The organism is Exiguobacterium sp. s56 (genome assembly GCF_018618255.1).
GTDB lineage: Bacteria > Bacillota > Bacilli > Exiguobacteriales > Exiguobacteriaceae > Exiguobacterium > Exiguobacterium chiriqhucha.
In genome coordinates, this window is the sequence record NZ_JACSLR010000008.1 from 80,917 (window position 1) to 107,381 (window position 26,465).

At 51.7% G+C, this 26,465-nt stretch carries 33 protein-coding genes; 13 read left to right on the plus strand and 20 right to left on the minus strand.

Going from position 1 to position 26,465, the window contains the following annotated elements; genetic code table 11:
- Positions 1–188: 188 nt before the first annotated feature.
- Together htpX and KNP71_RS09215 are read right to left on the minus strand one after the other, a co-directional pair.
- The gene (htpX, locus tag KNP71_RS09210) at positions 189–1,070 is read right to left on the minus strand and encodes a zinc metalloprotease HtpX (protein ID WP_034780909.1); all 882 of its coding nucleotides are present in this window, start codon (positions 1,068–1,070) and stop codon (positions 189–191) included.
- A 21-nt stretch (positions 1,071–1,091) separates the two neighbouring features.
- Complete coding sequence (locus KNP71_RS09215; RefSeq protein WP_034780526.1) at positions 1,092–1,640, minus strand: LemA family protein; 549 nt, start codon at positions 1,638–1,640, stop codon at positions 1,092–1,094.
- Between the two features lie 138 nt (positions 1,641–1,778).
- On the opposite strand from KNP71_RS09215, the gene KNP71_RS09220 reads away from it, so the two are divergent.
- Both KNP71_RS09220 and KNP71_RS09225 read left to right on the plus strand, forming a co-directional pair.
- Positions 1,779–2,231 (plus strand): NUDIX hydrolase, encoded by a 453-nt coding sequence (locus KNP71_RS09220; protein ID WP_131471703.1) that lies wholly within the window; start codon positions 1,779–1,781, stop codon positions 2,229–2,231.
- Entirely contained in the window at positions 2,222–3,406 is a 1,185-nt protein-coding gene (locus KNP71_RS09225; protein WP_052090255.1) for a M20 metallopeptidase family protein, read from the plus strand. The genes KNP71_RS09220 and KNP71_RS09225 overlap by 10 nt, the downstream gene beginning before the upstream one ends.
- Positions 3,407–3,416: 10 nt before the next feature.
- Here the strand turns inward: KNP71_RS09225 and KNP71_RS09230 are convergent, their stop codons facing one another.
- The 5 genes from KNP71_RS09230 to KNP71_RS09250 form a co-directional block, all read right to left on the minus strand.
- Positions 3,417–4,742 (minus strand): hemolysin family protein, encoded by a 1,326-nt coding sequence (locus KNP71_RS09230; protein ID WP_131471705.1) that lies wholly within the window; start codon positions 4,740–4,742, stop codon positions 3,417–3,419.
- A gap of 87 nt (positions 4,743–4,829) precedes the next feature.
- Positions 4,830–5,306 (minus strand): DMT family transporter, encoded by a 477-nt coding sequence (locus tag KNP71_RS09235; protein WP_131471707.1) that lies wholly within the window; start codon positions 5,304–5,306, stop codon positions 4,830–4,832.
- A gap of 11 nt (positions 5,307–5,317) precedes the next feature.
- Positions 5,318–5,989: a Crp/Fnr family transcriptional regulator gene (locus KNP71_RS09240; RefSeq protein WP_114164987.1), complete on the minus strand. Its 672-nt coding sequence runs from the start codon at positions 5,987–5,989 to the stop codon at positions 5,318–5,320.
- An 11-nt stretch (positions 5,990–6,000) separates the two neighbouring features.
- Positions 6,001–6,426: a DMT family transporter gene (locus tag KNP71_RS09245; protein ID WP_131471709.1), complete on the minus strand. Its 426-nt coding sequence runs from the start codon at positions 6,424–6,426 to the stop codon at positions 6,001–6,003.
- Between the two features lie 109 nt (positions 6,427–6,535).
- On the minus strand, positions 6,536–7,195 hold the full coding sequence (locus tag KNP71_RS09250; protein ID WP_131471711.1) for a type 1 glutamine amidotransferase domain-containing protein: 660 nt from the start codon (positions 7,193–7,195) through the stop codon (positions 6,536–6,538).
- 373 nt (positions 7,196–7,568) lie between these two features.
- Between KNP71_RS09250 and KNP71_RS09255 the strand changes: the two genes are divergently transcribed.
- Entirely contained in the window at positions 7,569–8,675 is a 1,107-nt protein-coding gene (locus KNP71_RS09255; protein ID WP_131471713.1) for a glycerol dehydrogenase, read from the plus strand.
- Here KNP71_RS09255 and KNP71_RS09260 read toward each other — a convergent pair.
- Positions 8,657–9,163, minus strand: coding sequence for a hypothetical protein (locus KNP71_RS09260; RefSeq protein ID WP_214830543.1), 507 nt, complete (start codon positions 9,161–9,163; stop codon positions 8,657–8,659). The genes KNP71_RS09255 and KNP71_RS09260 overlap by 19 nt on opposite strands.
- 61 nt (positions 9,164–9,224) lie before the next feature.
- The gene (locus KNP71_RS09265; RefSeq protein ID WP_034780509.1) at positions 9,225–9,443 is read right to left on the minus strand and encodes a hypothetical protein; all 219 of its coding nucleotides are present in this window, start codon (positions 9,441–9,443) and stop codon (positions 9,225–9,227) included.
- A gap of 200 nt (positions 9,444–9,643) precedes the next feature.
- Between KNP71_RS09265 and KNP71_RS09270 the strand changes: the two genes are divergently transcribed.
- Both KNP71_RS09270 and KNP71_RS09275 read left to right on the plus strand, forming a co-directional pair.
- Positions 9,644–10,483, plus strand: coding sequence for a M15 family metallopeptidase (locus KNP71_RS09270; protein WP_214756444.1), 840 nt, complete (start codon positions 9,644–9,646; stop codon positions 10,481–10,483).
- A gap of 78 nt (positions 10,484–10,561) precedes the next feature.
- Positions 10,562–10,897, plus strand: a complete 336-nt coding sequence (locus KNP71_RS09275; protein ID WP_034780505.1) for an antibiotic biosynthesis monooxygenase — start codon at positions 10,562–10,564, stop codon at positions 10,895–10,897.
- Here the strand turns inward: KNP71_RS09275 and KNP71_RS15865 are convergent.
- Both KNP71_RS15865 and KNP71_RS15870 read right to left on the minus strand, forming a co-directional pair.
- Positions 10,880–11,146: a hypothetical protein gene (locus KNP71_RS15865; RefSeq protein WP_251132791.1), complete on the minus strand. Its 267-nt coding sequence runs from the start codon at positions 11,144–11,146 to the stop codon at positions 10,880–10,882. The two genes, KNP71_RS09275 and KNP71_RS15865, sit on opposite strands and share 18 nt — an antisense overlap.
- Positions 11,143–11,580, minus strand: coding sequence for a CBS domain-containing protein (locus KNP71_RS15870; protein WP_251132792.1), 438 nt, complete (start codon positions 11,578–11,580; stop codon positions 11,143–11,145). The genes KNP71_RS15865 and KNP71_RS15870 overlap by 4 nt, the downstream gene beginning before the upstream one ends.
- 112 nt (positions 11,581–11,692) lie before the next feature.
- Here KNP71_RS15870 and KNP71_RS09285 point away from each other — a divergent pair, with 112 nt between their 5' ends.
- Positions 11,693–12,421, plus strand: a complete 729-nt coding sequence (locus KNP71_RS09285) for an AzlC family ABC transporter permease (RefSeq protein ID WP_214756446.1) — start codon at positions 11,693–11,695, stop codon at positions 12,419–12,421.
- A complete protein-coding gene (locus KNP71_RS09290; RefSeq protein ID WP_131471719.1) occupies positions 12,418–12,720 on the plus strand; it encodes an AzlD domain-containing protein in 303 nt (100 codons plus the stop codon). Before KNP71_RS09285 ends, KNP71_RS09290 begins: the two co-directional genes overlap by 4 nt.
- A 38-nt stretch (positions 12,721–12,758) precedes the next feature.
- On the opposite strand, the gene KNP71_RS09295 is transcribed toward KNP71_RS09290, so the two are convergent.
- Together KNP71_RS09295 and KNP71_RS09300 are read right to left on the minus strand one after the other, a co-directional pair.
- Positions 12,759–14,237: an HD domain-containing phosphohydrolase gene (locus tag KNP71_RS09295; RefSeq protein ID WP_214708332.1), complete on the minus strand. Its 1,479-nt coding sequence runs from the start codon at positions 14,235–14,237 to the stop codon at positions 12,759–12,761.
- Positions 14,238–14,350: 113 nt separating this feature from the next.
- The gene (locus KNP71_RS09300; RefSeq protein ID WP_131471949.1) at positions 14,351–16,138 is read right to left on the minus strand and encodes a mechanosensitive ion channel; all 1,788 of its coding nucleotides are present in this window, start codon (positions 16,136–16,138) and stop codon (positions 14,351–14,353) included.
- A 226-nt stretch (positions 16,139–16,364) separates the two neighbouring features.
- On the opposite strand from KNP71_RS09300, the gene KNP71_RS09305 reads away from it, so the two are divergent.
- The 4 genes from KNP71_RS09305 to KNP71_RS09320 all read left to right on the plus strand — a co-directional run bounded on the left by KNP71_RS09305 (position 16,365) and on the right by KNP71_RS09320 (position 19,094).
- Complete coding sequence (locus KNP71_RS09305; protein ID WP_034780495.1) at positions 16,365–16,778, plus strand: methylglyoxal synthase; 414 nt, start codon at positions 16,365–16,367, stop codon at positions 16,776–16,778.
- Positions 16,759–17,679: a hypothetical protein gene (locus tag KNP71_RS09310; protein WP_242678989.1), complete on the plus strand. Its 921-nt coding sequence runs from the start codon at positions 16,759–16,761 to the stop codon at positions 17,677–17,679. The genes KNP71_RS09305 and KNP71_RS09310 overlap by 20 nt, the downstream gene beginning before the upstream one ends.
- Before the next feature lie 112 nt (positions 17,680–17,791).
- Positions 17,792–18,307: a YflT domain-containing protein gene (locus KNP71_RS09315; protein WP_029596367.1), complete on the plus strand. Its 516-nt coding sequence runs from the start codon at positions 17,792–17,794 to the stop codon at positions 18,305–18,307.
- 13 nt (positions 18,308–18,320) lie between these two features.
- A complete protein-coding gene (locus KNP71_RS09320; protein WP_131471951.1) occupies positions 18,321–19,094 on the plus strand; it encodes a YflT domain-containing protein in 774 nt (257 codons plus the stop codon).
- A gap of 46 nt (positions 19,095–19,140) precedes the next feature.
- On the opposite strand, the gene KNP71_RS09325 is transcribed toward KNP71_RS09320, so the two are convergent.
- From KNP71_RS09325 to KNP71_RS09335, 3 genes are read right to left on the minus strand one after another with little or no spacing between them, the layout of a single operon-like run.
- Positions 19,141–20,103 carry a 2-hydroxyacid dehydrogenase gene (locus KNP71_RS09325; RefSeq protein ID WP_131471953.1) on the minus strand — a complete coding sequence of 321 codons (963 nt, stop codon included), beginning with the start codon at positions 20,101–20,103 and terminating at the stop codon, positions 19,141–19,143.
- 49 nt (positions 20,104–20,152) lie between these two features.
- The gene (locus KNP71_RS09330) at positions 20,153–21,295 is read right to left on the minus strand and encodes a YcjF family protein (protein WP_131471955.1); all 1,143 of its coding nucleotides are present in this window, start codon (positions 21,293–21,295) and stop codon (positions 20,153–20,155) included.
- Between the two features lie 12 nt (positions 21,296–21,307).
- A complete protein-coding gene (locus KNP71_RS09335) occupies positions 21,308–22,426 on the minus strand; it encodes a GTPase (RefSeq protein ID WP_214830545.1) in 1,119 nt (372 codons plus the stop codon).
- An 81-nt stretch (positions 22,427–22,507) separates the two neighbouring features.
- Between KNP71_RS09335 and KNP71_RS09340 the strand changes: the two genes are divergently transcribed.
- Both KNP71_RS09340 and KNP71_RS09345 read left to right on the plus strand, forming a co-directional pair.
- Positions 22,508–22,894, plus strand: a complete 387-nt coding sequence (locus KNP71_RS09340) for a VOC family protein (RefSeq protein ID WP_214756450.1) — start codon at positions 22,508–22,510, stop codon at positions 22,892–22,894.
- A 95-nt stretch (positions 22,895–22,989) separates the two neighbouring features.
- Positions 22,990–23,790, plus strand: coding sequence for a formate/nitrite transporter family protein (locus KNP71_RS09345; RefSeq protein WP_214830548.1), 801 nt, complete (start codon positions 22,990–22,992; stop codon positions 23,788–23,790).
- A gap of 51 nt (positions 23,791–23,841) precedes the next feature.
- Here KNP71_RS09345 and KNP71_RS09350 read toward each other — a convergent pair whose 3' ends face one another.
- The 4 genes from KNP71_RS09350 to KNP71_RS09365 form a co-directional block, all read right to left on the minus strand.
- Entirely contained in the window at positions 23,842–25,305 is a 1,464-nt protein-coding gene (locus KNP71_RS09350; RefSeq protein WP_029596374.1) for an alanine/glycine:cation symporter family protein, read from the minus strand.
- 354 nt (positions 25,306–25,659) lie between these two features.
- Positions 25,660–25,827 (minus strand): hypothetical protein, encoded by a 168-nt coding sequence (locus KNP71_RS09355; RefSeq protein ID WP_021067950.1) that lies wholly within the window; start codon positions 25,825–25,827, stop codon positions 25,660–25,662.
- Between the two features lies 1 nt (position 25,828).
- A complete protein-coding gene (locus KNP71_RS09360; RefSeq protein ID WP_021067949.1) occupies positions 25,829–26,032 on the minus strand; it encodes a YwbE family protein in 204 nt (67 codons plus the stop codon).
- 64 nt (positions 26,033–26,096) lie between these two features.
- Positions 26,097–26,429: a hypothetical protein gene (locus tag KNP71_RS09365; protein WP_131471959.1), complete on the minus strand. Its 333-nt coding sequence runs from the start codon at positions 26,427–26,429 to the stop codon at positions 26,097–26,099.
- Between the last annotated feature and the right edge of the window lie 36 nt (positions 26,430–26,465).

Below are 26,465 nucleotides of genomic sequence, written 5' to 3' on the forward strand. Positions count from 1 at the left end.
TGGAATAAATCAATAAAAATAGGACAATGCCTAACTCGAGTGCCGACTCAAACATGGAATCTCCTCCATTTCATCCTCTTTTTACTATCATTCCCATTTAATATTGATACAAACTGAATTTGCGAATTAAGTTGATCCTATTCACGTACAAAAAAGCCCTCTTCTAAAAAGAGGACCTTCGTTATAGGCTACATGCTGCGAAGTCTGGCAATCCGTTCAGCCGGGTTCGGGTGCGTCGAGAACAGACCGCTCAGCTTTTTCTTAAGCGGGTCTGAAAAGTAGAGCGACGCCGAGGCGCGAGAGGCTTCCTTCACCGGTGTTTGGATATTCGCGATTTTCTCTAGCGCCGACGCGAGCGCATCCGGATTACGCGTCAACTCGGCCCCGCTCGCATCCGCCAAAAACTCGCGATTTCGCGAGATGGCCAAGTTGACGAGCGTGGCGATGAGCGGCGCAAGAATCAATAACACCAGCCCGACGATCATAAAAATCGGGTTTTGGTTGTTGTCGCGGCGGCCACCGACACTTCGGAAGAAGAGCATCCGTGAGCCGATATCGCTCATGATGGCGATGACCGAGACGAGGGCGAGCGTCACCGTCGCCAATCGCACATCGTAATTTTTAATATGGGCGACTTCATGGGCGATGACGCCTTCGACTTCTTCTCGCGTCAACTGATCGAGCAGTCCGGTCGTCACGGCGACGGCCGCTTTCTCTGGTTTCAGGCCGGTCGCGAACGCATTCGGTGACGCATCGTTGATGATAAAGATGCGCGGCATCGGGACACGCGCGACCATGGCCATGTTCTCAACCGTATGCCACAGAAATCGGTGCTGGTCGACCGAGGTGATTTCTTGGGCATGGTTCATCTTCATGACGATGTTCGTGCTCGACATGATGACAATCCCGATATAAAACAACGAGAACACCGGAGTGAAGATGAGGCCTGGGAGCGGATCACCATAGTTCAAATATGAGATGACCACTCCAACGGCCAAGACGAGAAGGACGAATCCGGCCACGATGAACACGGTCTTGATTTTATTTTTACGAATTTGTTCATACAGGATCATCGTCGCCACCCCAATCCATTAGAATGAGACACGCACGTTTTCGCGTTCTTCCTCACGTGCTTCGAGCATGTCGCGTTTTTCGAAATTATGGACGGAGGCGATGATGTTCGTCGGGACCGATTCGACTTTCGTGTTATATTTCATGACCGTATTGTTATATAACTGCCGTGAATAGGCGACTTTATTCTCCGTCTGCGTCAATTCTTCTTGGAGCATCTTAAAATTCTCGTTCGCTTTCAAATCTGGGTATGCCTCCCGGAGTGCGAACAAATTCTTCAATGCGCCGCTCAATTGATCGTTCACTTCCATCTGTTCTTGACGGCTCGTCTTCGAACCGAGTTGATTCCGTAACTCAACAACTTTTGCGAGCGTCTCTTGCTCATGCTTGGCATAGCCCTTCACCGTTTCGACCAAGTTCGGAATCAAATCGTAACGCCGTTTCAGCTGCACATCAATCTGTGCCCATGCCTCGTCGACCCAGTTCCGATATTTGACGAGTCCGTTGTACATCGAAAAATAGATGAACGCCAAGACAACGATGATACCGATTGCGATAATCCAACCCATTTCGACACCTCATTTCATGATTTTCTCCTGTATTAATTCCCTTTTGTCGTATACCATAAGCATAACTTAGGGAATATGTAGAAAATGATTCATATATGCTGTGGGTTCTCTCACGAATTCATACAAAGGAGTGTCATCATGTCCGTTCCTACCATCGTTGTTGCCGTGAAAGCGGTGATTGTGCAAGACGACCACATTCTCATCATCAAACGAGCTGATGATGACGAGGTCAATCCCGGCACGTGGGAACTCGTCGGAGGTAAACTCGACTTTGGCGAGTCGCTCAAACGCGCTCTTGAACGGGAAGTGTTCGAAGAGGCCGGTTTGCATGTGGCGGTCCAGCAATTGTTGTACGCCACGACGTTTTTGACCGCCCCGGATCGTCAAGTCGTCATCATGACGTATTTAGCTCACCCGGTCGCGACGACCGTCACCCTCTCCGAGGAGCACAGTGATGCCAGATGGGTGACGGCTGACGAAGCGCAAACCTTATTACATCGTCCGATTCTCGACGATTTGAATTCACACGACGTATGGACCTTGCTTCAACCAAAAATGATCAACGGACAGGAGTGTAAATCATGCTTGTGACTGACCTCGATTCACGCTTGACGGAGCTATACGACGAGATGGTGACGCTCCGCCGCCACTTCCATCAACATCCCGAACTTTCATTCGAAGAACGAGAGACACCTCGGACGATTGCAGCTTATTTGCGCGACCTCGGCCTCGATGTGCGCGAACATGTCGGTGGCAACGGTGTTGTCGCACGCATTCATGGCGGCGAAGGCCCGACCATCGCGTTTCGGGCAGACTTTGACGCCTTGCCGATTCAAGATTTAAAGGACGTCCCGTACCGCTCGAAAGTGAATGGCTCGATGCACGCTTGCGGTCATGATGCGCATACGGCGACGTTGCTCGTCCTTGCGAAAGCACTCACGGAAATCGACCTTCCGGGAGATGTCGTCCTCATTCACCAGTTCGCGGAAGAACTCGCGCCAGGTGGGGCCAAACCGATGATCGAAGATGGATGTCTTGACGGTGTCGATTATATTTACGGCTCTCATATTTGGACCCCGCTTCCATACGGGACGATTGGTGTGAAGACGGGACCGATCATGGCCGCGGCTGATCGCTTCGAACTGACCGTCAAAGGCAAAGGTGGTCACGGGGCCATCCCGCAACACACGGTCGATGCCGTCATGGTCGGAACCAATATCGTCAGCCAGTTGCAACAAGTAATCAGTCGTCGCATCGACCCGCTCGAACCGGCCGTCTTAACTGTCGGCACGTTCGTTGCCGGTCAGGCATTCAACGTCATCGCCGATGAAGCGAAGCTGTCTGGCACGGTACGGACGTTCACACCAGAGACGCAAACACGCATCATCGCCGAGATGGAGCGGACTATCACCCATATCTGTTCGGCGAGCGAAGCGCACTACGAGCTCGACTATATCCGGGGCTACCCCGCCGTGATCAACCATCCTATCGAGACCGATCACGTCCGTCGCAGCGCCGCTCGCGTCGTTGGCACCGATGGCGTCATCGAAATGTCCCCGCTCATGGTCGGAGAAGATTTTGCCTATTATATGCAACACGTACCGGGCAGCTTCTTCTTCACCGGAGCCGGTAACCCGGAAGTCGGTGCCGTCTTCCCTCATCATCATCCCCGCTTCGATGTGGACGAACGGGCGATGCTTCATACCGCCCGCGTCCTCATGCAGGCGGCATTCGAGACATGGAACGCGCCTAAAAAAGAAGACTGACGCCGCGGCGTCAGTCTTCTTTTGTTTGTTCAGGCAACATCGATACGAGCACTTGGTCAACACGTTTGCCGTCCATATCGACGACCTCGAATCGAAGACCATATGCTTCGACAACGTCTCCCCGTTTTGGGAAATCGCCGAGCGCATAAATAACAAGTCCGGCAAGAGTATGATACGAGTTACGCCCTTCATCAAAACGATTGTCTCGAATTCCGAACGTCCGCTTCAAATCCTCAACCCCGAGCAAACCATCGGCCAAGTACGAACCGTCTTCACGGCGCACGACTTCCGGTGTTTCTTCTTCAATCATCACTTCGCCGACGATTTCTTCTAGAATATCGAACAATGTGACCATCCCGAGGAATCCGCCGTACTCATCGAGCACGAAGGCGATTTCGACGCCATTCTTTTGCATCATCTGCAACACTTGGCTCGCTTCTCGCTGTTTTGGGACGATGAGTGGTTGTTTGATTCGCTTCAAAATTTGTGAGGGCTCCCGAAGCGTCGATAATGTCAAAATGTCACGGACATCGATATAACCGACGAACTCGTCGAGCGTATCGCGCCCGACCGGGAGTTTATTGTGTTTACTCTCATAAATCGATTTCTTGATATCGTCCATATCGTCTTCAAGGTCGACCCATTCCAGCGTCGTCCGCGGTTGCATCAATTCATAAATCAGCTGGTCATGGAACGCAAACACACGCTCGACCTGTTGCACTTCCTCGTGTGCGAATGCCCCTTGCTGGGCTCCTTCGAACAAGAGTTGCTTGATTTCGAGCTCGGTCTCACCACTCGATTGCTCCGCTTTCAAGCCAAGCAATTTGAAAAGGAAAAGTGTCGACTTCGACAAAATCCAAATAAACGGTCGCATCACTTTACTAAATAAGTCGAGTGCCGGAATGATCGCCATCGTGACTTTTTCCGGAGCCACGAGCGCAATCCGTTTCGGCACGAGCTCACCGATGATGAGCGACAAATACGTAATAATCGTGACGACGACGACGTAACCGACGGTCGGTGCGTACTGGGGACTCATGCCAAGATTGGCGAACACATCGGCGAGCGGCGCCGAGAAACGCGCACCCCCGTAAGCCCCGTTGATGATACCGATCAATGTGATTCCGACTTGGACAGTCGATAACAGGTCGGTCGGATCTTTTGAATACTTGAGTGCGATTTCGGCACTGCGTTTACCACGGCTCGCCTCGACTTCAAGTTTGGCCGGTTTGGACGAGATCAGTGCGATTTCCGTCATCGCGAAAATCCCGTTCAACACAATCAAGAATAAAACGATCAGTAAATCGATCACTATGGAAGAATCCACTGTTTTCATCACCTCTGCGTATATTTCGTACTACAATCTCATCATATCAGAGATTTGTTATTCACCTGTACCCGTTTCACTCGAGAAAAAGCCCCTTCAACGTGAAGTGGCTTCGGGTGCGGCTTCCTGATGCAGGGCCGCCGCTTGAGATTGTTTGAAGACGATGACGCCTAAGAGCAACACCATCAACCCGATGACCTGCCCTGGGGACAGTGACAACTGTTGCATCCCGAACGCTCCCGTTAGGTCGACGGCGAGCGCCCATATCAACTGAGATACGAGAATGATGGACACCGATAGCGTCGGTCCGAGCAATTGAATGCTTCGCATCACACAGAAGACGACACCGACCCCGAGCAACCCGCCGAGCGCGTATATCGGCGAGATTTCGAATACGCCGTGAACATTACCACCGAACAAAGCGAGTGGGACAAGCGATCCAAGCAAGCCGACAATGAAGACGAGCACCGTTGTCGCCCATGCCCCCAGATGGGCGTTCATTTTGGCATTGACTGCAGCTTGTACACTAATAAATGCGCCGGCTACCGCCGAACAGATGATTCCTACTATCATGAGTTGCCTCCTTATTCGTACAACATGCCATTGGCACGTTCTTTTAATCGAGTCGCATCTAAAATCGTTACTTTTGTCCGCGTCTTTTCGACGAGTCCTTCATCCGCGAACGATTGTAACGTCCGATTCAAATGACGATAACTCGTCCCGAGCCATTCCGCCACTTCTTTTCGTTTCAACTGACTCATCTCGTCTTGGAACAAGTCGTTCCCTGATTCGCTGAGCGAGACGAGATATCCCGCTAATCGTTCTTCGAGTGTCGACATGAGATGGTTCGACGAGGCATTCGCCTCGATGAACAGTTTCTCAGATACGCCGCGCAGAAGATGCTCCGTGAACTCGATCGTTCGGTTATGCGTGCGGAGAACATCAAACGGCACGCGCAGACAGGTTACTGCCCCGACGGCCTCGACCGTGTGGAGTACGTTGCGTCCGCTGGCGTATTCGATATCCCCAATCAATGTCGGGGCCATCTTCAAACGGAGCAAGCGCAACTTGCCTTCCTCGCTCAACGTATAGATTTTGACACGCCCTTCTAACACGACGAAGAGAGACTCGATCGGGTTATCGTTCGTGCAGAGCATCGCTCCGGACGGATACGTCACAATCGTCGATGCCTCTAATGTTTGTTCCGAGAACAGGTGGACCCACCCGAGTCGTTCTAGTGCTGCCTCTACTTTCATCCGTCTCCCCCTTACGTGAACGTGTAAATGCCAATCCCGGCGACCATCAAGGCAAGTCCTGTGAGCTGACCTTGGTTGAGCGGTTTCCGTTTCACACCAAACCATCCGTTCACATCAATCAAAAACGCCCCGATCAATTGGGCGACGAGCAAGACGCAGATCGCCCAAGTCACACCGAGCTGTTGAATAGCAGTCAGTTCTCCGAAAACGACAAACACCCCAAACAGACCGCCCAAGCTATAGTACCAAGGTACGCGCCGAAACGCCGTCATGTCTGCATCCCGCTTGAACGCATAAATGAGAAGAGCAAGTACAAGGCCAACGAGGTGAACGACCGTGACCGACACCCAAGCACCGACCGCGTAGCCGAGCTTGGCATTAAAAATCCCTTGCAATGCGATGAACGTGCCTGAAAGCACGGCAAATAACAGACCCATCCGATTTCCTCCTATCTCCTCGTCTGACTTTACGTGAGATGAGAAGGCTTGAAAAGGACATATGTCCGAAAAAAAGACAACTTAGGAGTAACCTAAGCTGTCTGTGGGACTATCCGAGCAATTTGACGATTTCTGCCCCGACTTGTTCTGAAGATTGCGGATTTTGTCCGGTAACGAGACGTTCATCGACCGTTACGTTGACAGCCCAGTTGTCTGCGCCATCAAATTTTCCACCGCGCTCGCGCATCGCCGATTCAAGGAGGAAAGGTACCGCTGAGTCAAGCTGCATCTCGCGTTCCTCGGCATCCGTGAATCCTGTAACGCGCTTGTCTTTGACGAGCGGATCTCCGTTGCTCAAATTAACGTTGACGAGTCCAATCGGTCCATGACAGACGGCCGCGACGACGTTTCCGCCTTCATACGTATCACGGATGACACGCTGTAACGTTTCACTGTTCGGGAAATCAACGACCGTACCGTGTCCTCCCGGAAGGAAGACTGCGTCATACGTGTCATTGGCCACTTGATCGAGTCGCGCCGTATCTTTCAACAGGTGTTTCGTATCCAACACCTCTTGCGGCAAATCGCCTTCTAGGCTGTTCGCATCGATTGGCACGTCTCCACCTTCGATGCTCGCTACTGTGACTTTATAACCTTGTTTCTCGAATTGAAGATACGGTGCAGCAAACTCCTCGAGCCAAAGCCCTGTCGCGTGACCGTTCTCCAGTTGATTCGCAGACGTCGTGACAATCAGTACATGTTTAGACATTGCAAATTCCTCCTTCTAAATTAAGCATACGAAAGAGTTGTTCCCGCTGTGAGTTCATTCAAACCTTGTAACCCTTAACGCTACTCTTTTTTTGACCAGGTCCTATTTTTAGAACGGCAGAAATCAATCCACCGTCTATACTGGTCTCATCAGCTGGCAGGAGGGAATGACCGTGATGAAGCATGTACTCGACTGGGGATTTCTTGCCGTCGTCGCTTTGATAGTGTTACTCGTGATTATTGGCGGGTTGTGAAGAAAGCCCAAAGCAGTTTCACCGAGATGTCACATGTAGGACTGTTTGAAGGAGGGGCTGTATCGGGAACAAACCTACTGTTGTCCTGTCGTCACTGTTACTTTAGAAAGGATGTTGAATATGTCAGAACGCGTATTTATCAGTCCGGCCAAGTACGTGCAAGGAAAAAATACAATCGATCGCATCGGGGAGCACGTTAGCCATTTTGGATCACAGGCTCTCTTGATTGCCGATGACATCGTCTGGCGCTTGATTGGGGAACGGGTGACCGATTCACTCAAGTCGAGCGGCGTGAACGCAGAAAAGGCCGATTTTGTCGGGGAAGCGTCCCGTCACGAGATTGAACGGATCGCCAAAACGGCAGCAGAGAGCCATACTGCTTTCGTCATCGGAATGGGCGGCGGAAAAACGCTCGACACGGCGAAAGCTGTCGCCGACGAACTCGATGCCCGCATCGTCATCGTCCCGACCATCGCCTCAACGGATGCCCCGACGAGCGCCTTGTCCGTCATCTATACGGATGAAGGAAACTTTGAAAGCTATCGCTTCTATAAAAAGAACCCGGATTTGGTCCTCGTCGATACGAAATTGATCGCCGAGGCCCCGGCCCGATTCCTCGCCTCGGGGATTGCCGATGCGCTCGCGACATGGGTCGAAGTCCGGAGCGTCCTCGCCTTCGGTGGCAAAACGATGGCGGGTGGTGTCCCGACGATTGCCGCGGAAGCCATCGCCAAACGCTGCGAAGAGGTGCTATTCGATTACGGAATCCCTGCTTATGAATCGGTGAAGGCCAAAGTCGTCACTCCGGCACTCGAGTCCGTCGTCGAGGCGAACACACTTCTAAGTGGTCTCGGTTTTGAAAGCGGCGGGCTCGCAGCGGCCCACGCCATTCATAACGGCTTCACCGCCCTCCACGGAGACATCCACCATTTGACGCACGGGGAAAAAGTCGCGTTCGGCACACTCGTCCAACTTGCGCTCGAAGGCCGAACGCAGGAAGAGTTCGACCGCTACGTCGCCTTGTATATGGCGCTCGAGTTGCCGGTCACACTCGAAGACGTGAAGTTGAAAGACGCTTCCCGTGAAGACATCCTAAAAGTCGGTCAAGCGGCAACGGCGGAAGGTGAGACGATTCATAGTGGGTTCGATGTGACCGCTGAACAAGTGGCCGATGCCATCATCGCGGCCGACCGGTACGCTCGTCTCTATCAAAACAAATTGCAGTGAACAAGAACGAGGAACGGCTCAACTAGCCGTTCCTCGTTCGTTTGTTTTCGCGTGACGAAGGAAAACGCTACCCCGATTGCCATGCAACTGACCGTCAAGACGAAAAACGTCAATTGGTTCGCATAAATGATGTTCGTGAACTGGTTCCATCCTGAGGCGTACGCCGCATTCTCAGAAGCACGGATTCCAGCCCGGAGCGAAGCCGCTTGACCGGCGTTGATATATAGACCGATTCCCGCCATCACGAGGCTCCCGGCTAAAAGACCGACTCGTCCCAGGCGATGAACCGATTCGACCGCACGCCGAGCAAGCCGAATCGTAATCCAGATGAACAACAGGACGAACGGCCAACCGATGAGCAAGACGAGCACGTAGGGATTCCCTTCACCCGCCGTTTCTGTATAGGCGGCAGTCATCGTCTCGCCGAGTTTGAATAATACAAACGTTATGAGCGTGATGATGAACCACGCCTTGATCAATTTCTCCATGACAACACCTCACCCCCAGTATAACAAAAAAATACCATGCGCTTTCGCACACGGTGTCAGGTCAGGCTTTCGGACGGACTGCATAGTAGATCAAGATGACGAGCCACGTCCAAACGCCGGTGAAGATTCCGATAATCCCGACGATAAAGAACCCGAGCGGCATCATCGATTTCGTCCGATCATAGTCTTTCCACATGTTCGATAACCCTTTGATGTTGAAATACAAAAAGGCGAAGAACAAGACGAGCAACAATAACGGTAAACCAAAAATGAGTTCCATACGTTCACTCCTTTCTAGTCTCAACCATCCTCTTACATTCAGTGTACTACTTCCCGCTCTCCATCACATCCGGCTCGCGCAGTACAGGAAGCAGGTCAAGAGGCGGAGACAGTCCTGTTCACTATTCCCCAATTTCTCTTCTTTTCATCTCCTTAAAAACCGGGAAAAGAAGACTATCCAGCAAAAAGGAGGTCATCCTTATGAAACTCATCCATGTACTCCTCGTCTTGATGCTCATCTTTCCCGTCATATCGACTTCCGCCGCAACCCCGTCACCCCAGCCAGGCTACACGATTAAAACGACGAAACTGTACTGGCGGGCCATGCAAACGTCCCCGGTCGCCAAGACGCTGTCCACGAACACACCTGTCCGTTACACGATGTATAATCGCAGTTGGTCAAACGTTTATATCGATGGTACACGCTACTATACCCCGTCGAGCAACTTAAAAGCTGGCATCCCGAAACTTGCGCCTGCGGAACGGATTCGACTCGTCAATAAACAACACGGCCTCTCGAGCACGTATCGTTCGCGGCAACTCGTCACGTTGACCATCCCGACCGTCTACACGAAAGGAAGCGAGCGAACCCTCATGGCCGCTGAAGCCGCTCACGCGCTAGCCCGCCTCTATTACGCCGGGCGAAAAGAAGGCCACACGTTGTATGCCCTCAGCGCCTATCGCTCCTACGCCAGCCAGAAATCACTCTACATATATTGGGTCAACACGCGAGGCACAGCGTACGCCTCAAAATATGTCGCCCGTCCTGGATATAGTGAGCATCAGACCGGTCTCGCCGTCGATATGACGAGTGCACGCATGCAGATGGGACTCTATGCCTCGTTCGACCAGACCCCAGAAGGCAAATGGATGCTCCAACAGGCACACCGTTACGGATTTATCGTCCGCTATCCGAAAGGAAAAGAGAAAATCACCGGCTACAACTACGAGCCATGGCATCTCCGGTACGTCGGTGTGAAAGAAGCGACGACGATGAAACAACAAAATTGGACGTTCGAGGAGTGGTGGGCCACACGTTGATGCGAGCATCTCGAGCGAGGCATCGATCGTGTTCCATGTATAATGAACGCGTACGATATCGCAGAGGAGGACATGTGCATGTGGATTGTCATGAACAAACTAGACGTTGAAAAAGGGAAAGTCGCTGCGGTCACGGCCCGTTTCCAGACGACGAAAGGCATCGAGTCGATGGATGGGTTCGTTCGGATGCAAGTGTTGACCGATACGTCGGACGAGACGAAAGATCAAGTCGTCATCATGACGACTTGGCGCGATGCGGCGAGCTTCGAAAATTGGCGTGATAGCGGAGCGTATAAACATGCCCATAAAAAACGGGACGACGGTACTTCTGAAGTGAAGCCCATCGTCCTTGGAAACACGGTCACCCAATATGAGGTCGCCATCGAGCACGGCGCCTCAACCGATGACGTATAAAATATCTTGCGGCCGGATGATCCCGAGCAAAGGTTCATCTTCTTGTCCTGTCTCAGTGATCAACAACGCATCGAGCCGGACCCCGTCTTTCATGTTGATGAAATGATGGTGTGCCTCGATGACCGATGTCTCTTTCGCGATAAACCGATACCGTCGCAGGTGCGGATCGTGATGGAGCACGTGCTTGACTTGAATGCCTTCGAGTGACACATGCGGCCCGTTGACCGTTTCGGCGAGCCAGCTGGTCACTCCTTTTTTGTCAATAACCCGCGCCATGACCCGTCATGGTTATAGACCGGGAACTGCGAGTAGTTCTTATCTCGAATCTCACCGAGGACGTCGACCAACGAGTCATCGGCGTCGAACGTCGTCACAATTTTACGAAACAGCGGGATGACTTGACGCGGATGAAGGAGTTCTTTCTCCACCTCGAGAATCAAATTAACGAGCGATTCATGCGGTTCCGCGATGATGAAATCTGGCTCGCGCCGCTCGTGGACGATGGCGTTTCGCAATTGGCTCATTTGATGTAAATCTTCTTTGTAACGTTCAATGATTGGGTTATGTTTGGCAAGACGATTGACCATGTTGCTGAAACTGAAATGCTGGCCGTCCCCCATCTCGCGACTCAAATGATCCTCGATCCGGTGATACGATGCGATAAATTCTTCTGCACGACTCATATATTCACACTCCTTATCGCCTATATATACCCTATTTTTTTCGAGTTCGAGCAGGAAAGCGTGACCCAATCTCGAATCCACAACTAATCATCTCTGAAATGGAGGGGGTCTCATGGCAACTCCGGTCTCACAAATGACACCGATCCCGAATAAGGACGCCTTCCGTTCCGGCATGCGGGCCGGTATACCGGTCGCTGTCGGCTATATCCCGATTGCCATCGCTTTCGGGCTGCTTGCGAAATCATTCGATATGCCAAACGTCATCACGCTCGCCATGTCATTATTCATTTTTGCCGGCGCCAGTCAATTTATTGGCGTCCAACTGATCATGGCCGGTTCGATGTATTGGGAGATTATCTTGACGACGTTCATCCTGAACTTACGGCACTTCCTCATGTCGGCGTCGTTGTCCCAACGTCTCGAGACGACCTCGAATCGATTTCTGGCCGCCATCGCGTTCGGCGTGACCGATGAGACGTTCAGTGTCGCCTCGACGCGTGACGAGTCGACGCGCGGTCACTTTGTGCTCGGGCTAAACCTAATCGCCTTCTTAGCTTGGAACGTCGGAACATGGATTGGCGTCTTTCTCGCCTTCGGCTTGCCCGCCTCGGTCCAAGCGAGTATGGGCATCGCCTTGTACGCCATGTTCATCGGCCTACTCGTCCCATCCCTTACCCGCAAACCGGTCATCGTCGTGGCTGCAATCGCCGTCTTGACTCAAGCCATTCTCTACTTCGGCGTCTCTCCATTCATCCCGCTGTCGTCCGGTTTGAGCATCATCTTGGCCACGATGGTCGCAGCCGGCATCGGCGCTTTGGTATACAAGGAGGATGAGGCATGATCAGTCTGTTTTTGCTCGTCCTGGCCATGGCGTTCGTCACATACATCCCGCGGCTCGTTCCGCTGCTTTGGCTCCGGGACATCAAGTTGCCGCCGTTCTTGAAGCGATTTTTACTGTTCACGCCTTATGCGGTGCTCGCCAGTCTCATTTTCCCGGGCATCCTGCAGGCAACGACCAGTCTTACGTCCGCTTTAGCGGGTGGGGTGGTCGCCGCAACGCTCGCATTCCTTCGGGTCAACTTGATGCTCGTCGTCATCGGCGGCATCGTCGGGGTGTATCTCATTGAAACGTTCCTTTAACAAACAGGTCCGCCCAATTGTGGGGCGGACCTGTTTGTTTAAGCAGAGATGGCCTGACGTCGTAACCTAATGAATACATCGACGAACGCCGGATCCCACTGTGTACCGCGACCACTCTCTAAAATCGATAGAGCCTTCTCGACTGGCATCCCGTCCCGATATGGACGGTCAGAGGTCATAGCGTCATATGCGTCGGCGATTGCCATGATACGACCGAAGAGCGGAATCTCCTCTCCGACCAACCGATCCGGATATCCGCGCCCATCAATCCGTTCATGATGGGACCGGACACCTGCCAATATCGGTTGTAACGCAGCCGGTAGGGAAATTTGATTCAAAATATGAATTCCGATGGTCGGGTGTTCTTGAATTTGCGCGAACTCATGATCCGTCAGCTTCCCTTCCTTCAACAACACATCGTCACGGATACCAATCTTCCCGATATCATGGAGTAGCGCCGATTTGCGGAGCAGCTCGATTTGTCCGGCCGGCAACTGGAGCGCCTGTGCCAACTCGACAGAATAGGCGGCGACTCGCTCGGAATGCCCGGCCGTATACGAATCCCGGGCATCGAGTGTTGCAGCGAACAAGACGAACAGACTGTTCAACAGTTGCTCGTTTTCCGCATCTCGATACGTGACGTTCGTGACCATCTGATTAAAGCCCGTGACGAGTTGGGCGAACTCATCCGAGTAAGGGTTATCAATCTGATTCAATCGTCCGGCATCTAACGCGGCGACCCCTTCGGTTAATGCACTGATTGGACGTTTGATGTTGTCATACAGCAAAAAGCTGCTAAACGTCGCGACCCCGATGATAACGACTAAAATCACAGCCGCCCACTGCCAGTATGCATCGACCTGATTGACAGTCGACAGTTGCACCCCGGACGCGAGGATGAACAATGCGACCGGGAACACACCGATGACGAGCATGCTGATCAATAGTTTCGTCCGGACGCTAATGGAGCGATACGTCGCTTGGAGCGGCCGCCCGTACAAGTTTCCGCTCATCTCCTGCAACTGAAGCAACAACGGTTCAACCGAGCGATAGGTCAAAAAGAATTCAATCAACGCATGCAAGATGGCGATTAAAATAGCACCGAACGCCGCCAAGCCAATCAACCGATACGGCAAGTCAATCCACCCTTGTTCGATGGCGAGTGCCGTCATACTCATCGCCGGCACGGACAAACCGAACAAATGCGGACCGAGAATCCGTTTCACCGTCAACGTAGGAAAGTGACTCGTTTGATCGAACGCCTGTTGAAGCTCCTCATACGTTGGTGTCTCTGTTTGAAACACACGACGGATCGGTCGGATGTGACGTCGATAAAGAAGCAGTTCAAGCCCAATCATCATCATCCCGGACAGCCCCATGATAGCCAAGAGGATGAGCATCTCCGTCTTGGATAAATCGAGCGTCTGAAAAATGAACAGCCCCCCGACACCGAACACGGCGATGCCTGAACCCCATATGTAATTCATGATTAATGTGTGTTGAAATCGTTGGTACATCTTCCCCTCACTCCTGCCTTTTCGTCGACCTCTTTCTTATTATATCGACAAAAGTGACACTTTTTTACAGAAATACAAAAACGGGCCCCTTTTTAGGGACCCGTCCTTCACCGTTACGGACGACGTGGACCTTCGTTGTCATCAAGTGAACGATTGTCTTGATCTGGCGTGACGTTTTCATGGAACGGGTTCGGTTCTGGACCGTCCACGTTCGTCACGTCAGATTGTGAGGCTTGCGGACGATTCGTTTCACGTTTCAACTCTTGTTTCGTTTGATCCGCTTCACGCTTCGACTGCTCCATACCTTGTTTCGCCTGTCGCTTCGCAGCCTCGGCTTCTTGGTTCATTTGGGCTTTCTCTTGCTCGAGACCTTCTTTTGACACTTCTGTCTCATCGATTCGCTTCTCAGCTTTCTTCAAGTAGCGAGCTGCTGTCTCACGTCCGCCGAGACCGAAGGCAAGGCCGAAGGCGAGCGCAACTGCACCGAGGATGAGCAAGAATGCCGTATTGACGATCAATGGCGCAATGCCAAGTTGGCTGATGGCCATGAAGAAGGCGATTCCAAGAATCGCGTACTTCGCGACGTGGCGCAGGACGCTCGGTTGGCCAGCTCCATCTACGAGCACACTGCCGACGAGACGCTCTGCCATGTTCGCGAGCCAGAAACCGACCGCCAAGATGACGATGGCTGCGATGACCATTGGCAAGTATGCGAAGATGGCTGTCGCGAGCGAAGCCATAAAGTCGAGGTTTGCGACTTGAAGGGCTTCCGATACGAACAACAAGATGATGATGATTTGAACGATTGTTCCGATCACTTGTGCGATCGATGTCGATGACGACGAGCGACCACCGAGACCCATCTTACTAGCGAGTGAGTTGACGCCTAAGTTCTCAAGGAGAGACACGACGACGCCTTTCAACCATTTAGCAAGGAAGACACCTGCGAGAATCAAGACGATGGCCACGATGATATTTGGAATCATTGCCAAGACGTCGTTGAGCATCGAGATGGCTGGATCCGAGATTCCGCGAATATCGAGCGCTTCAAGCGCTGAAATCGTGACCGGGATCATAATCAAGATGAAGACGATCGTACCGACCACTTTCGCGAGACTTGACCCTTTTACGTAGTCTGACAAGTGCAGTTTTTCAGCGAAGCGGTTAAGACCTGCTGCTTCCAAGAACTTCGTCAAGATGTCACGGACGATTTTCGCAACGATATAACCAATCGCGAAGATGAGTGCAGCCGCGACAAGTTTCGGAATGAAGGCGAGGAAACTGTTCAACAAGTCTTCAAACGGTCCGCTGATGCCTCGCAACCCAAGCGCATCAAGCACCGCCGGAAGAGCTAACAATAAGACGAGGTAGAAGACGATATTGGCGACCGTGTCGACCCATTTCGTCTGATTGACGCTCGTCGACTCTTGGCCCGTCTTCTCCATCAACTTGTTCAAGTTGAGGCGATGACCCGCCATTTGAATACCTTTTTTCAAGAGCGTCGCGATAATCCATGCGACGAGCAAGATGAGACCCGCTTTGATGACCCCTGTGATCAACCCAGAGAAGCCAGCATAGATTTGACTGAACGGTTGTGTGATAGCCGGTACGTTCATGAATTCGAAGATGATTAAAAATGCGAGAAGCAATACGCCGAAGAAGACGACTTTTCCGATGATCCGCTCAGGCGTCCATCGTTTCTCCTCTTTACCCGGTTTTCCAGGTTCCCCTTCTTGTTTGACACCGACACGATCGTCAAGGCGTGCTTTGCGAAGCGCTTTGCGCGTCACGTTTTCTAGAACTTTCGCCAAAATGAATCCGACGACAAGAATAAGCAATGCGAGCAAAAGCTCAGGCAGCCATGACATGAACGTGTTGAAATTATAAGTAGTATCGTTCATCTAACATCTTCCTCCCATCTCTTTTTAAAAATGATTTCATTTATTTGACTCTTTGTATAAATACCAACATTTTCATCTCTTTAAACCTTGCCATTTCCTATTTCCCGATAAAGACTTGATGGGAAAACAGCTTTTTCAGAAAGCATTCTTAAAGAAAGAAGGCGTGTCTTTCTAGGTCAAATGTGATACGAATTAAAAGAAGAAGTCTTTTGGAGGAGGAAGTAAGATGAACATCGCCCTAATTGCCCATGACAAGAAGAAAGATGATTTAATCGTACTTGTGAAAGCCTACGCTCATGTCTTGGAAAAACATCATCTGTTCGCCACTGGCACGACCGGTAAGCGCATTGCCGAGGCGACAGGATTGCCCGTCCATTGCTTTCAGTCGGGCCCGCTCGGCGGAGACCAAGAAATCGGTGCCGCCGTCGCCCGGGGTGAGATGGACATGATTATTTTCTTCCGTGACCCATTGACGGCTCAACCGCACGAACCTGATGTGAGTGCCTTGATGCGTCTCTGTGATGTCTATTCCATCCCTTTGGCCACTAACATGGGCGGAAGTGAGATTCTCATCCGCAGTATCGAGCAAGGCGATTTTGAATCGCTGACCTTGACCCATAATGACAAACCACCAGTATGAACAACTTATCAAGAAGAGAGGAATTTTTCTGAAACCACACGTATCGAACGACCCGGTCGTTCAACAGTTTTACGATCAAGTCCGTACGCATTTAAACGACTTATTAGATGACAAGCAGCAAGCCGATCGCTTGCTTGACAGTTTAGCCGGCTATATTCAACAGGCGGAAAAGAACGGGCAGCCTCTCGAAGGACTCACGAAACAAAACCCGCACGACTATGCTCGATTTTTAATTGAACAACCGGCGACAAACGAAGAATACCAACGTCGCTACCATATGATGATTGAGACGACGGATGAATTGAAACCTCATGAGAAAGCGCAGGCGAATCGGGAATTCGATTGGGCGATTGAGCGGCTCAACGAAGTTCAAGTCAAGCTCCAGGATGTCGAGATGCGTGATGTCTCCTTTTTAGCCTATACGAAAATTGAGGCAATCAAGTCATCTCGTCGCGTCTGGAATCAATTCGGTTGGCTACTCGGTATGATTTTGGCATTCGCCTACGCCAACTTATTGCTTGTAATGGATGATGTGTTCAGTCTGCGCTTGTTCACGGCACCCGCTACGCCTTACCCGCTCGATTATTTCGGCTTCGTCCTCCCTGTTCTATTGACCGGTGCCATCTTTGGCCTATTGACCCGTTTCCGTCACCACTTCCAAACGCTAGGACGACGGATTGTCTTCGCATTGCTCATCATAGCCCTGTACGTCGGTTTCGTGTTATTGACCCAACCTATCCTGTTCTCGCTCGGATGGTCGTTCTTGATTCAATTGACGCCTGTGTATGCACTCATTCTGCTCGCGATCAGTGGATTCATGGCCATGTGGACACTCGTCGAGTTCGTTTGGAAGAACACGCGGTGCCACCTCGGCAATGAGACGTTAATGATTTATTATTGATCACGCCATTCTCTCTAGGAGATGGCGTTTTTTGTTTGAACCTTTGCTAGAACGGAAATTACTAATAGCGTGACGTCAATTAAAAATGAAACGAAATCGAAGGAGGCACAACATGTCGGATCGTAAAATTATTGGGTTGTTCCATAACGAGCAAGAAGTCATGGATAAGGTGAATGAACTCAAACAAGCTGGGGAAGCAGAGAAAAACATGCATGTCGTGGCCAAGCGGGACGGGGAAATTTCCGCCTTGCGCTACCATACCGATGTGAACGCCGAATCGGGGATTCGTGATGTCAACTGGCTGGACCGTGTGAAAGCGTTCCTTCACGGCAGTGACCGCATTCGTGATGAATTGCGGAACATGGGACTCAGTGATGCGGAGGCTGAAGAGTATTATACGTCGATCGATGCCGGCAAATTATTGCTTTACATCGATAAACACTCATACGAACGCTATCCGAATATGTATAAGAAAGATAGTGAACTCGACCATGATAAAGGGGAAGAAGCGGATGGCATCGCCTTCGACGCGAAGCCATTCAATGATCACGACGAAGAACCTCGCGGTACGAAAGAGGACCCGATCGTCCGCGGACATTCCGGTCTAGAAGACCACCGGCGATTATAAGGAGGAAACGAAGATGAGTGAGAAACGGTTTATCAGCATGTATGACACACAGGACGCGGCACTCGGAAAAGTCGAGGAGTTGCGTGCGAAGGGCTATAAAGACTCAGACATCTATGTCGTCGCCAAACATGAAGATAACGTCTCGATTTTGCGTCGTCAAACGGACGTCCATACCGAAGCAGCACACCACGCCGGCTGGTTTGATAAGGTACGGGCTTTCTTGAGCGGACATGAGGACGTCCATGCCGGACTTCGCAATATGGGCTTGAGCGAAGACGAGGTGAAGCGCCACTACAGCGATGTCGAGGCTGGAAAGATTTTAATCTATGTGGATGAAGATTTCGAGCGTCGTCATAATGAAGGGCTGACGATCGATTCGTCACCTTATACCGACTCGAGACACGATACGAGTCACCAAGGCCACCATACGGCCGATGGGCTTGAAATCGATTCGACGCCGTATAATGATCCGAAATCTGACACGACCCGTTCGACCCGCTCAGATCATCACACGTCCGATGGTGTGGAGATTGATTCGGAGCCATATAATGACCCGAAACATCGTGACGCGAACCGGGACGATCGCCATACGTCTGATGGTGTAGAAATCGATTCGAAACCGTTCAACGAATCGACGGCCGACAATCCAAACCGGGCCGTCGACCCCGAGCAGGACATATTGGATAAAAAATCCGAGTTGACTGACCGTGAGAACAAGTTGCGTGGACTCGATGATCGGGCCCTCCGAAACGATTACGAAGATCCAGACAATATCCGCCGTTTCTAACCAAGATGCAACAAGGACCTGACCACAACCCGGTCAGGTCCTTGTTTTACGTTAATCGGTTTTTCGGCTCTTCTCCTTCGAGCACGTTCACGATGGCTTCCCGATTGAGCGCCATCATGGCAAGCCTTGTCTTGATGGAGGCGCTGCCGATATGCGGCAACGTCGTCACGTTCGGGAGCGTCAAGAGTGGATGGTCCATCGCCACCGGTTCTTTGGCGAACACATCAAGTCCCGCCGCCCAAATCCGCCGTTCCTTCAGTGCTTCATAGAGCGCCGTCTCATCGATAATCTCGCCACGGGCGACATTGATGAAGCTGGCTGTCTCTTTCATTTTCGCGAACTGCTCTGCGCCTAACATCCCACGTGTCTCTTCGGTGAGCGGCGCGAGGACGACGACGAAGTCGGACTGTTCGAGCAACTCGTCGAGTTCCGCATAGACGAAGCCATACATCGATTCCGATTCATGGCGACGCGTCCGATTATGGTACAACACATCCATGTCGAAGCCGCGGGCCCGACGTGCGACTGCTTCCCCGATTCGACCCATGCCGATGATCCCGAGTTTGGCCCGGTACAAGTCCATCCCGACGTACCCCATCGGCGTCCACGATTTCCATTCTCCGTCTCGTAAATCGCGTTCTGCTTCCCCGAGCCGACGTGCCGTCATCATCATCAATCCGAACGCGAGATCGGCCGTCGTCTCTGTCAACACGTCCGGCGTGTTCGTCACAACGATGCCGCGTTCCTTGGCCGCTCCAATATCGATATTATTATAGCCGACCGCCAAGTTCGAGATGACTTCGAGTTGCGAGGCCTGTTCAATCACTTCCCGGTCGATTGTATCACTGAGCATCGTCCAAAGCGCATGTGCCGACGCCGCTTCTTCCACTAACACGTCACGTGGGACGCTCTTCGCTTCTTCTTCCCACATGCGGACCTCGTACTTGTCTCGCAGTGGCGCCACTGCTTCTTCCGGTAACCGTCTCGTGATGTAAATGCGTTTCTTCATTCCGTCTCCCCCTTTGTCTTGTCTCGACCAGTTTATCAAACGTGTCGAATCAAGGTTTCTTTTTCGTTACTGGATTTTGCTCCATGAACTGCTCGAATAGCGAGCCGAAGTCACTGTTAAGCAGTTGCTCGATTGTTTTCGATGAGTCCATCGCGTTCCGGTACGCGACTTCGTTGATGGCAAGTCCGATCGCCCAGGTGATGCCTGACGCGACAGTCGCATTGATGACACTCGCCGCCGCGTTCGCCCCAGGAAAGAACTTCATGACGTTCAATAAAATCGTCTTCGAGAGCGCCCGACCGATTTGCGGGATGATGGTGCTGCCGATCAGCGTCTTCAACATATCGTCATTCGCTTTCACACCCCAATAACGGAACAAGTGAACGCTCATCGTCACTTGAATCGGCGTGAGCGCGATCGCATCGGCGAATGGGAGCGGGACCGCCGCCGCCGTCCCGGCACTGGCGACATAACCCGAGATGATCCGGTTCGCTTTCTTCCGTTTCAGCTTGAGCATCGCCTCACTCTCGGCATGAATCTCCATGAGCAACCCTTCTTGGAGCGATTGGTCGAGTTGTTCGACAGACCAGGTGACGAGACGCTCCCAATCGAGATGGTTCCGAAGTTCTTGGTCATTCAACAGCTCTTCAGCGACACTGACTTGGAACACGGCCTCTTCCGGTACCACATCCATTAATTCCTGTCGGAGGGCCGTGAGCTCATCTACATCGACTTGATCGATTTGCGTCAACAGGACCGCGACCGACGTCGCTTCGTTTAACTGCTTGATGAGCGCACGGTCGAGCGGGGTGACCCGTTTCATCGAGGCGTTGATGACGTACCAAACGAGATGAATCTGTTCGGCAGCGCCTTTCGTCTGGGCCCGCTCAACGAAACCGATGACTTCATCGGCATACGCTTGCTGCCGGTCGCTCCCAATCTCATACCCTTCACTGTCATAGAGCACGATAGAAATCTCATCGCTCATGAACTGATGAATCCCGCGCGTCACCGGTTCACCGGCGGCCACTTTCGTCAAGTCGCGACCGAACACGTGGTTGACGACCGAACTCTTGCCCGATCCGGTCGCCCCTGCGATGAAAATATTCGGCTTTTTGACTTTTCCGCGTAAGCGGTCGAGCTCTTCCTTCAAATCGTACGTATCAAAATTGAATGGGGTCTGTTTATCCATGTCCGTTCCTCCTCATTGATTGAGCGTCCGGCCGAGCCGTCGCATCTCTTCCTCGAATCCGCGGTGCACGTCCAGCTCAATCGTCTGTTTGACCAGCTCGTATTGTTGATTGACGGCTTTCTTGATGCCGCGCTCCGCCGTTCGCCGTTTGAACGCCCAGTAAATGAAGTGGACGCCCGGAATCATGCCGAGCACCATCTTCCGGACGGTCCGGTTAAACGAATAATCAAACCCGAGCTCGACCCGACGCGTTTTAAAGACAAGGTCGGACGGGGCACCGACGAGCGGGTAGCGTTCCATCAATTGAATATAATGCCGAACGCCTTGGGCCATCGCGGCCTCTGTGGTCTCAGCGGCCGCTTCGAGCGTTCGTTCCAAGTCTTTTTCGATTTGGCGTGCTTTCCAGCTGATCATCACTTGCGGGGTGATCATGCGAATCGTCTCAGCCGAACGATAGCTCCGGGCGCGCCACGCCTCTAACTCGGTCAATAAATGACGCGTCAAGTTATGCGGTAGTTTTCGTTCGACGTCTTTCCAGAGGTTGGTCCGATTACGTTGCCACACCGCCTCATAGCCGATATGCGGCACGACTTGTCCGCCGAGCAATTTCTTTTCGACACTGTTGACTCGAATCATCGCATCCCGTGAAATTCCGAGTTCGCGCATGAGCACGTCCTCCATCGCTTCCGCCTTCTCGACGTTCATCGCACTGTCTGGGTTATAGTTCGTCAAGATGATCGTGACATTGCTTCGCTTCGCGTAGAGCGGTTTGAGAATCGATTCGAGTTCGTACGCCTCAACGCGCCCCGAGTTGATCGAGAGTAAATAATAAATGGTATGGAACCAGTCGGCGATATCGAGCGCACCTTCCCGCTTGTTGACGATGGAGAGGACCGCTTCATGCCATTCGTCGGATCGGTCCGCCTCAAGTCCCCACGTATCGAAGAACCGGAACAAGATGCCTCGCTCAAGGTCATAGTATTCATATTCATGCAGCCCTTCGGCCGTCACTGGGCTGCCGGCACGTGACTCGGCCACATTACGCCCGTAAATGTAATTTAAAAAAGCGCTCTTGCCGACCCCGGTCTTCCCCGCGATCAAGATGTTCGAGACAAGCCCCGTGTTGTCCATATGGTTCCCCCTGCATTCGTTATATAATAACCATTATACTAAACGGACAAATTTGAAACGTCCGACGGAAGGATGAGACCGATGCTACACCATGTCGAACTGTACGTTTCTGATTTGAACAAGAGCCTCGTGGCGTGGGACTGGCTCCTCACTGAGCTCGGCTATACCGTCTACCAACAATGGGAAGAAGGAAGGAGTTATCGTTTCGGCGATACGTATCTCGTCTTCGTCCAAACCGAGACCGCACATCTCGATCCTCCGTATCATCGTAAAAAGACAGGGTTGAACCACCTCGCCTTTCATGCCGCGTCATTGGAGCAACTCGAGCGACTGCGCTCGGAATTGCCTCAGCACGGATTCACGGAGCTCTATGCCGACCGCTTCCCTTATGCCGGTGGTCCGAACTATATCGCTCTTTATTTCGAGGATCCCGACCGCATGAAAGTCGAACTCGTGGCAACGATGTGAACAGTTGAAACGGCTTTCAAAAAAGTTTGTGAAAACAATTGCAAACTTTTGTTGGACCTCCTAGACTTAAGTTGTCTAAAGGAGGCCGTGTTCAAATGGAAAAACAAGCTGTCGCGTATATGGAAGAAGCCGCCTATAAAAAAGCGACGCTGTTGCGTCATGCGTTCGGTCACTACGCACTCCGTTCCATCGTCGCTGGTTTTCTAATCGGGATTGGGGTCGTCTTTGCCTTTTCGGTCGGGAATATGTTCATTGATGTACCTGGTACGATGCTGTTCGCCGGGATGAGTTTCTCGGTCGCGCTCGTCTTTATCGTCTGGATGGGCGGCGAACTGTTCACGAGCAACACGATGTATTTGTATACGGGCGCGAAACGCGGACGTGTCGACTGGCGCGATTTGACGGCCGTCTGGGGTATCAGCTGGTTCGGTAACCTCGTCGGTGCACTGATTCTCGTCGGGCTCGTCATCGGGGCCCACAGCATGGGTGACGTCGACACGGATCATCTCTTGTCCGTCGTCGCTGCGAAAAAGATGGGCGGCGAGGCGCTCGCGATTTTCTTAAAAGGGATTTTGTGCAACATCCTCGTCTGTATCGCTATCTTCATGCCACTGAAAACGAAGAATGATGTCGCCAAAATCATGCTGACGATGCTCCCGGTCGTCGTCTTTTTCGCCGCCGGCTTCGAGCACTCGATTGCCAATATGGGCATCTTCGGGCTCGCGCTCTATTATGTGCCGTCCGAGGCGATCAACCTCGGGCTGGCGTTGAACAATCTTTTGTTTGCCACGCTTGGCAACATCGTCGGAGGCGCCTTGTTCGTCGCCGGGACGTACGTCCATTTGAACGCCAAGCCAGCCGATACGAAAATCGAATCTATCCGTCAACAAGCATAAAAAGACAGGGGCCCCGATGCGCAGGGCCCCTGTTGTTGCATATTGAACGAATTAACCTTTTGTCGTATCGGCAGCAGCCGCTTGGACTGCACCTTGTGCGACTTCTTCTTCTTCGACGTCCCAACATTCCGTGTTCTCGATGCCGAGTTTACGGGCCGAGAAGCGTGGGTTGAGCCCTTGGGCACGCTGCTCTTCGTAGTCGCGAAGGACTTTGAAGGCGACGCCACCAAGCAATGTGATGGCTGCAATGTTGATTAACGTCATCCCTGCCATGAACAAGTCAGCCAAGCTCCAGACGAAGCCGAGGCTTGCGACCGCTCCGATGAAGACGAACGCCATTGTCGCAAGGCGGAAACCAAGAACTGCGTTTTTGCTCTTCTTGATGAACTCGATGTTTGTTTCACCGTAGTAGTAGCTACCTGCGATTGAACTGAAGGCGAACAAGAAGACACTGACAGCTACGAACGCTGGCGCCCACGATCCGATTTGTTCGCTCAATGCATTTTGAAGCATGACGATTCCTTCTCCGTTACCGGCAGCATAGCTGTCTGAGAGGAGGATGATGGCCGCTGTTGCCGTACAGACGATCAACGTGTCCAAGAAGACGCCGAGCGCTTGAAGGAAACCTTGTTTCGCTGGGTGTGAAACTTCAGCAGCTGCTGCCGCGTTTGGTGCCGAACCCATACCTGCTTCGTTCGAGAAGAGACCGCGACGTACACCCATCGAGATGGCTGCTCCGACCGATCCACCGAACGCTTGCTCAAGACCGAATGCGCTCTGGAAGATCATCGCGAACACGCCTGGGATTTCTGTGATGTTGACGACGACGACATAAGCGGCGATGGCCAAGTACAATCCAGCCATAATCGGTACAACGATTGCCGAGAAGTTGGCGACACGGTGTACACCACCGAAGATGACCAATCCAGTCAAGACGACGAGGATGGCTCCACCGACGACGGCATCGATGCCGAACGCGTTATCAAACGCGGCCGCGATCGTGTTCGATTGCACTGAGTTGAAGATGAGACCGAACGTCACCGCGATTAAGACGGCGAAGACGATACCAAGGGCCCGGTTGTTGAGTCCTTTTTCAATGTAGTATGCTGGACCGCCGCGGTACGCGACGTCATCTTTTACTTTATAGACTTGTGCGAGCGTGCTCTCAATCATCGCTGTCGCTCCACCGAGAAGCGCGACAATCCACATCCAGAAGACCGCTCCTGGTCCACCTACCGTCACGGCGACGGTGACACCAGCCAAGTTACCCGTCCCGATTCGTGTGGCTGCTCCGATGAAGAACGATTTCATTGAACTGATGCTCTTGCTGTCTGTGACCTCCGGTTTTTCAGCGACGACCCGGAACATCTCTTTTAAGTAACGGAACTGCATAAAGCGTGTCCTCACTGTAAAGTAAATCCCGGCTCCGACGAGCGCGACGATCAGAACATAAGTCCATAAGATGTTGTTCATGTAATCGACGCTTCCTTGTAACATGCTTTGCACGGCTTCCATAAGTAAGTTCCTCCCTGTTGTGTGAATCTAAAGTTGTTTAAAAATTTTATGATGTCTTAGTTCTGAATTATACAAAGATTCTGACAATTATCAATAATTTTTTTTATAGGTCAGTTCACACTTATTTCATATGTTATATAACAAAAGGTGAGTTATAGCTTTATTTAAAGCGCTTACAAAGTTATCTGAAAGAAATAATAAATCTTTATTTCCCTACTTTTTTTTGACGTCCTCATTCAACTTGTTTCAAACTATTCGCTTTGTAAATAGATTTGAATGTATAGAAAATACCAGCTTCCTTTCATTATTCATTTGGGAAATAAAAAAAGCAGCCGCTCATTGAGCGGCTGCTTGTTAAACGCCTGTCCGTTTCTTCTGGTTGTTCGGCTTCTTCGTCAACTGGTTCGTCAACGGTTTCTGCTTCGTCCCACGAAGTCCTGTCGGCACTTTCGTCTCGTTTTGTTTCTTTTCAGCGAGTTTTTGCTTCATCGCCTCTTGAAAACTTAATTTCTTTTCAGTCATGTTATTCACCTCCAGCTTCGATCACTTTCACCCGACCGACCTGTCCATCGCTTAAGCGTACTTTAATGCCGTGCGGGTGACGCGGCGAGTTCGTCAAAATGTCTTTGACGACGCCTGACGTCAACTTCCCACTCCGCTGATCTTGTTTTAGGACAATCTGGACGTGGAGCCCTGGGCGAATGTCCGCGCGTTTCGTGCCATCCATACCCGACACCCCTTTCCGTATAGTCAACCTCTATCATATGCTCTTTTCCCGCGTTTGTCACAATCTATTCCACGATCCCGATTTGAGCAAGCACAGGTGTCATATAACTTTGATCGGTCGTAAGCGTTCGGATACCAGCGTCTCCGATCAGCTGAACATCGACGTGACCACCGAGGTATTCGATGTTCAATACTTCTTCGCCTTGGACGTTCAAGAGCTGAGCCACCCCACTCAATCGCCGATGGGCCGTAGTGAGGTCGCGCGCAAAGGAAATATAGTTCGCCGTCGTCACCACCTCGCGCCGACCATGAACATCGAGGATAAGGAAGGCCCGGTCGGCCTCGACAATCGTCACTCGATACGAAACACTTTCATTTTCAACTTGAATTTGATGCATGGCGCGCCTCCTCAGCAATTCGGTTTCTGACAAGGT

What these genes read in the sequence shown, in the direction of transcription:
- KNP71_RS09355 (WP_021067950.1), bottom strand. Translation starts at nt 25,827, where the DNA reads ATGACTGAAAAGAAATTAAGTTTTCAAGAGGCGATGAAGCAAAAACTC.
- KNP71_RS09270 (WP_214756444.1), top strand. Translation starts at nt 9,644, where the DNA reads ATGAAACTCATCCATGTACTCCTCGTCTTGATGCTCATCTTTCCCGTC.
- KNP71_RS09220 (WP_131471703.1), top strand. Translation starts at nt 1,779, where the DNA reads ATGTCCGTTCCTACCATCGTTGTTGCCGTGAAAGCGGTGATTGTGCAA.
- KNP71_RS09285 (WP_214756446.1), top strand. Translation starts at nt 11,693, where the DNA reads ATGGCAACTCCGGTCTCACAAATGACACCGATCCCGAATAAGGACGCC.
- KNP71_RS09345 (WP_214830548.1), top strand. Translation starts at nt 22,990, where the DNA reads ATGGAAAAACAAGCTGTCGCGTATATGGAAGAAGCCGCCTATAAAAAA.
- KNP71_RS09365 (WP_131471959.1), bottom strand. Translation starts at nt 26,429, where the DNA reads ATGCATCAAATTCAAGTTGAAAATGAAAGTGTTTCGTATCGAGTGACG.
- KNP71_RS09360 (WP_021067949.1), bottom strand. Translation starts at nt 26,032, where the DNA reads ATGGATGGCACGAAACGCGCGGACATTCGCCCAGGGCTCCACGTCCAG.
- KNP71_RS09330 (WP_131471955.1), bottom strand. Translation starts at nt 21,295, where the DNA reads ATGGATAAACAGACCCCATTCAATTTTGATACGTACGATTTGAAGGAA.
- KNP71_RS09215 (WP_034780526.1), bottom strand. Translation starts at nt 1,640, where the DNA reads ATGGGTTGGATTATCGCAATCGGTATCATCGTTGTCTTGGCGTTCATC.
- KNP71_RS09325 (WP_131471953.1), bottom strand. Translation starts at nt 20,103, where the DNA reads ATGAAGAAACGCATTTACATCACGAGACGGTTACCGGAAGAAGCAGTG.
- KNP71_RS09250 (WP_131471711.1), bottom strand. Translation starts at nt 7,195, where the DNA reads ATGTCTAAACATGTACTGATTGTCACGACGTCTGCGAATCAACTGGAG.
- KNP71_RS09225 (WP_052090255.1), top strand. Translation starts at nt 2,222, where the DNA reads ATGCTTGTGACTGACCTCGATTCACGCTTGACGGAGCTATACGACGAG.
- KNP71_RS09275 (WP_034780505.1), top strand. Translation starts at nt 10,562, where the DNA reads ATGTGGATTGTCATGAACAAACTAGACGTTGAAAAAGGGAAAGTCGCT.
- KNP71_RS09230 (WP_131471705.1), bottom strand. Translation starts at nt 4,742, where the DNA reads ATGAAAACAGTGGATTCTTCCATAGTGATCGATTTACTGATCGTTTTA.
- KNP71_RS09245 (WP_131471709.1), bottom strand. Translation starts at nt 6,426, where the DNA reads ATGGGTCTGTTATTTGCCGTGCTTTCAGGCACGTTCATCGCATTGCAA.
- KNP71_RS09350 (WP_029596374.1), bottom strand. Translation starts at nt 25,305, where the DNA reads ATGGAAGCCGTGCAAAGCATGTTACAAGGAAGCGTCGATTACATGAAC.
- KNP71_RS09295 (WP_214708332.1), bottom strand. Translation starts at nt 14,237, where the DNA reads ATGTACCAACGATTTCAACACACATTAATCATGAATTACATATGGGGT.
- KNP71_RS15870 (WP_251132792.1), bottom strand. Translation starts at nt 11,580, where the DNA reads ATGAGTCGTGCAGAAGAATTTATCGCATCGTATCACCGGATCGAGGAT.
- KNP71_RS09320 (WP_131471951.1), top strand. Translation starts at nt 18,321, where the DNA reads ATGAGTGAGAAACGGTTTATCAGCATGTATGACACACAGGACGCGGCA.
- KNP71_RS09310 (WP_242678989.1), top strand. Translation starts at nt 16,759, where the DNA reads ATGACAAACCACCAGTATGAACAACTTATCAAGAAGAGAGGAATTTTT.
- KNP71_RS09300 (WP_131471949.1), bottom strand. Translation starts at nt 16,138, where the DNA reads ATGAACGATACTACTTATAATTTCAACACGTTCATGTCATGGCTGCCT.
- KNP71_RS09315 (WP_029596367.1), top strand. Translation starts at nt 17,792, where the DNA reads ATGTCGGATCGTAAAATTATTGGGTTGTTCCATAACGAGCAAGAAGTC.
- KNP71_RS09305 (WP_034780495.1), top strand. Translation starts at nt 16,365, where the DNA reads ATGAACATCGCCCTAATTGCCCATGACAAGAAGAAAGATGATTTAATC.
- KNP71_RS09265 (WP_034780509.1), bottom strand. Translation starts at nt 9,443, where the DNA reads ATGGAACTCATTTTTGGTTTACCGTTATTGTTGCTCGTCTTGTTCTTC.
- KNP71_RS09340 (WP_214756450.1), top strand. Translation starts at nt 22,508, where the DNA reads ATGCTACACCATGTCGAACTGTACGTTTCTGATTTGAACAAGAGCCTC.
- KNP71_RS09240 (WP_114164987.1), bottom strand. Translation starts at nt 5,989, where the DNA reads ATGAAAGTAGAGGCAGCACTAGAACGACTCGGGTGGGTCCACCTGTTC.
- KNP71_RS09335 (WP_214830545.1), bottom strand. Translation starts at nt 22,426, where the DNA reads ATGGACAACACGGGGCTTGTCTCGAACATCTTGATCGCGGGGAAGACC.
- KNP71_RS09290 (WP_131471719.1), top strand. Translation starts at nt 12,418, where the DNA reads ATGATCAGTCTGTTTTTGCTCGTCCTGGCCATGGCGTTCGTCACATAC.
- KNP71_RS09235 (WP_131471707.1), bottom strand. Translation starts at nt 5,306, where the DNA reads ATGATAGTAGGAATCATCTGTTCGGCGGTAGCCGGCGCATTTATTAGT.
- KNP71_RS09255 (WP_131471713.1), top strand. Translation starts at nt 7,569, where the DNA reads ATGTCAGAACGCGTATTTATCAGTCCGGCCAAGTACGTGCAAGGAAAA.
- KNP71_RS09260 (WP_214830543.1), bottom strand. Translation starts at nt 9,163, where the DNA reads ATGGAGAAATTGATCAAGGCGTGGTTCATCATCACGCTCATAACGTTT.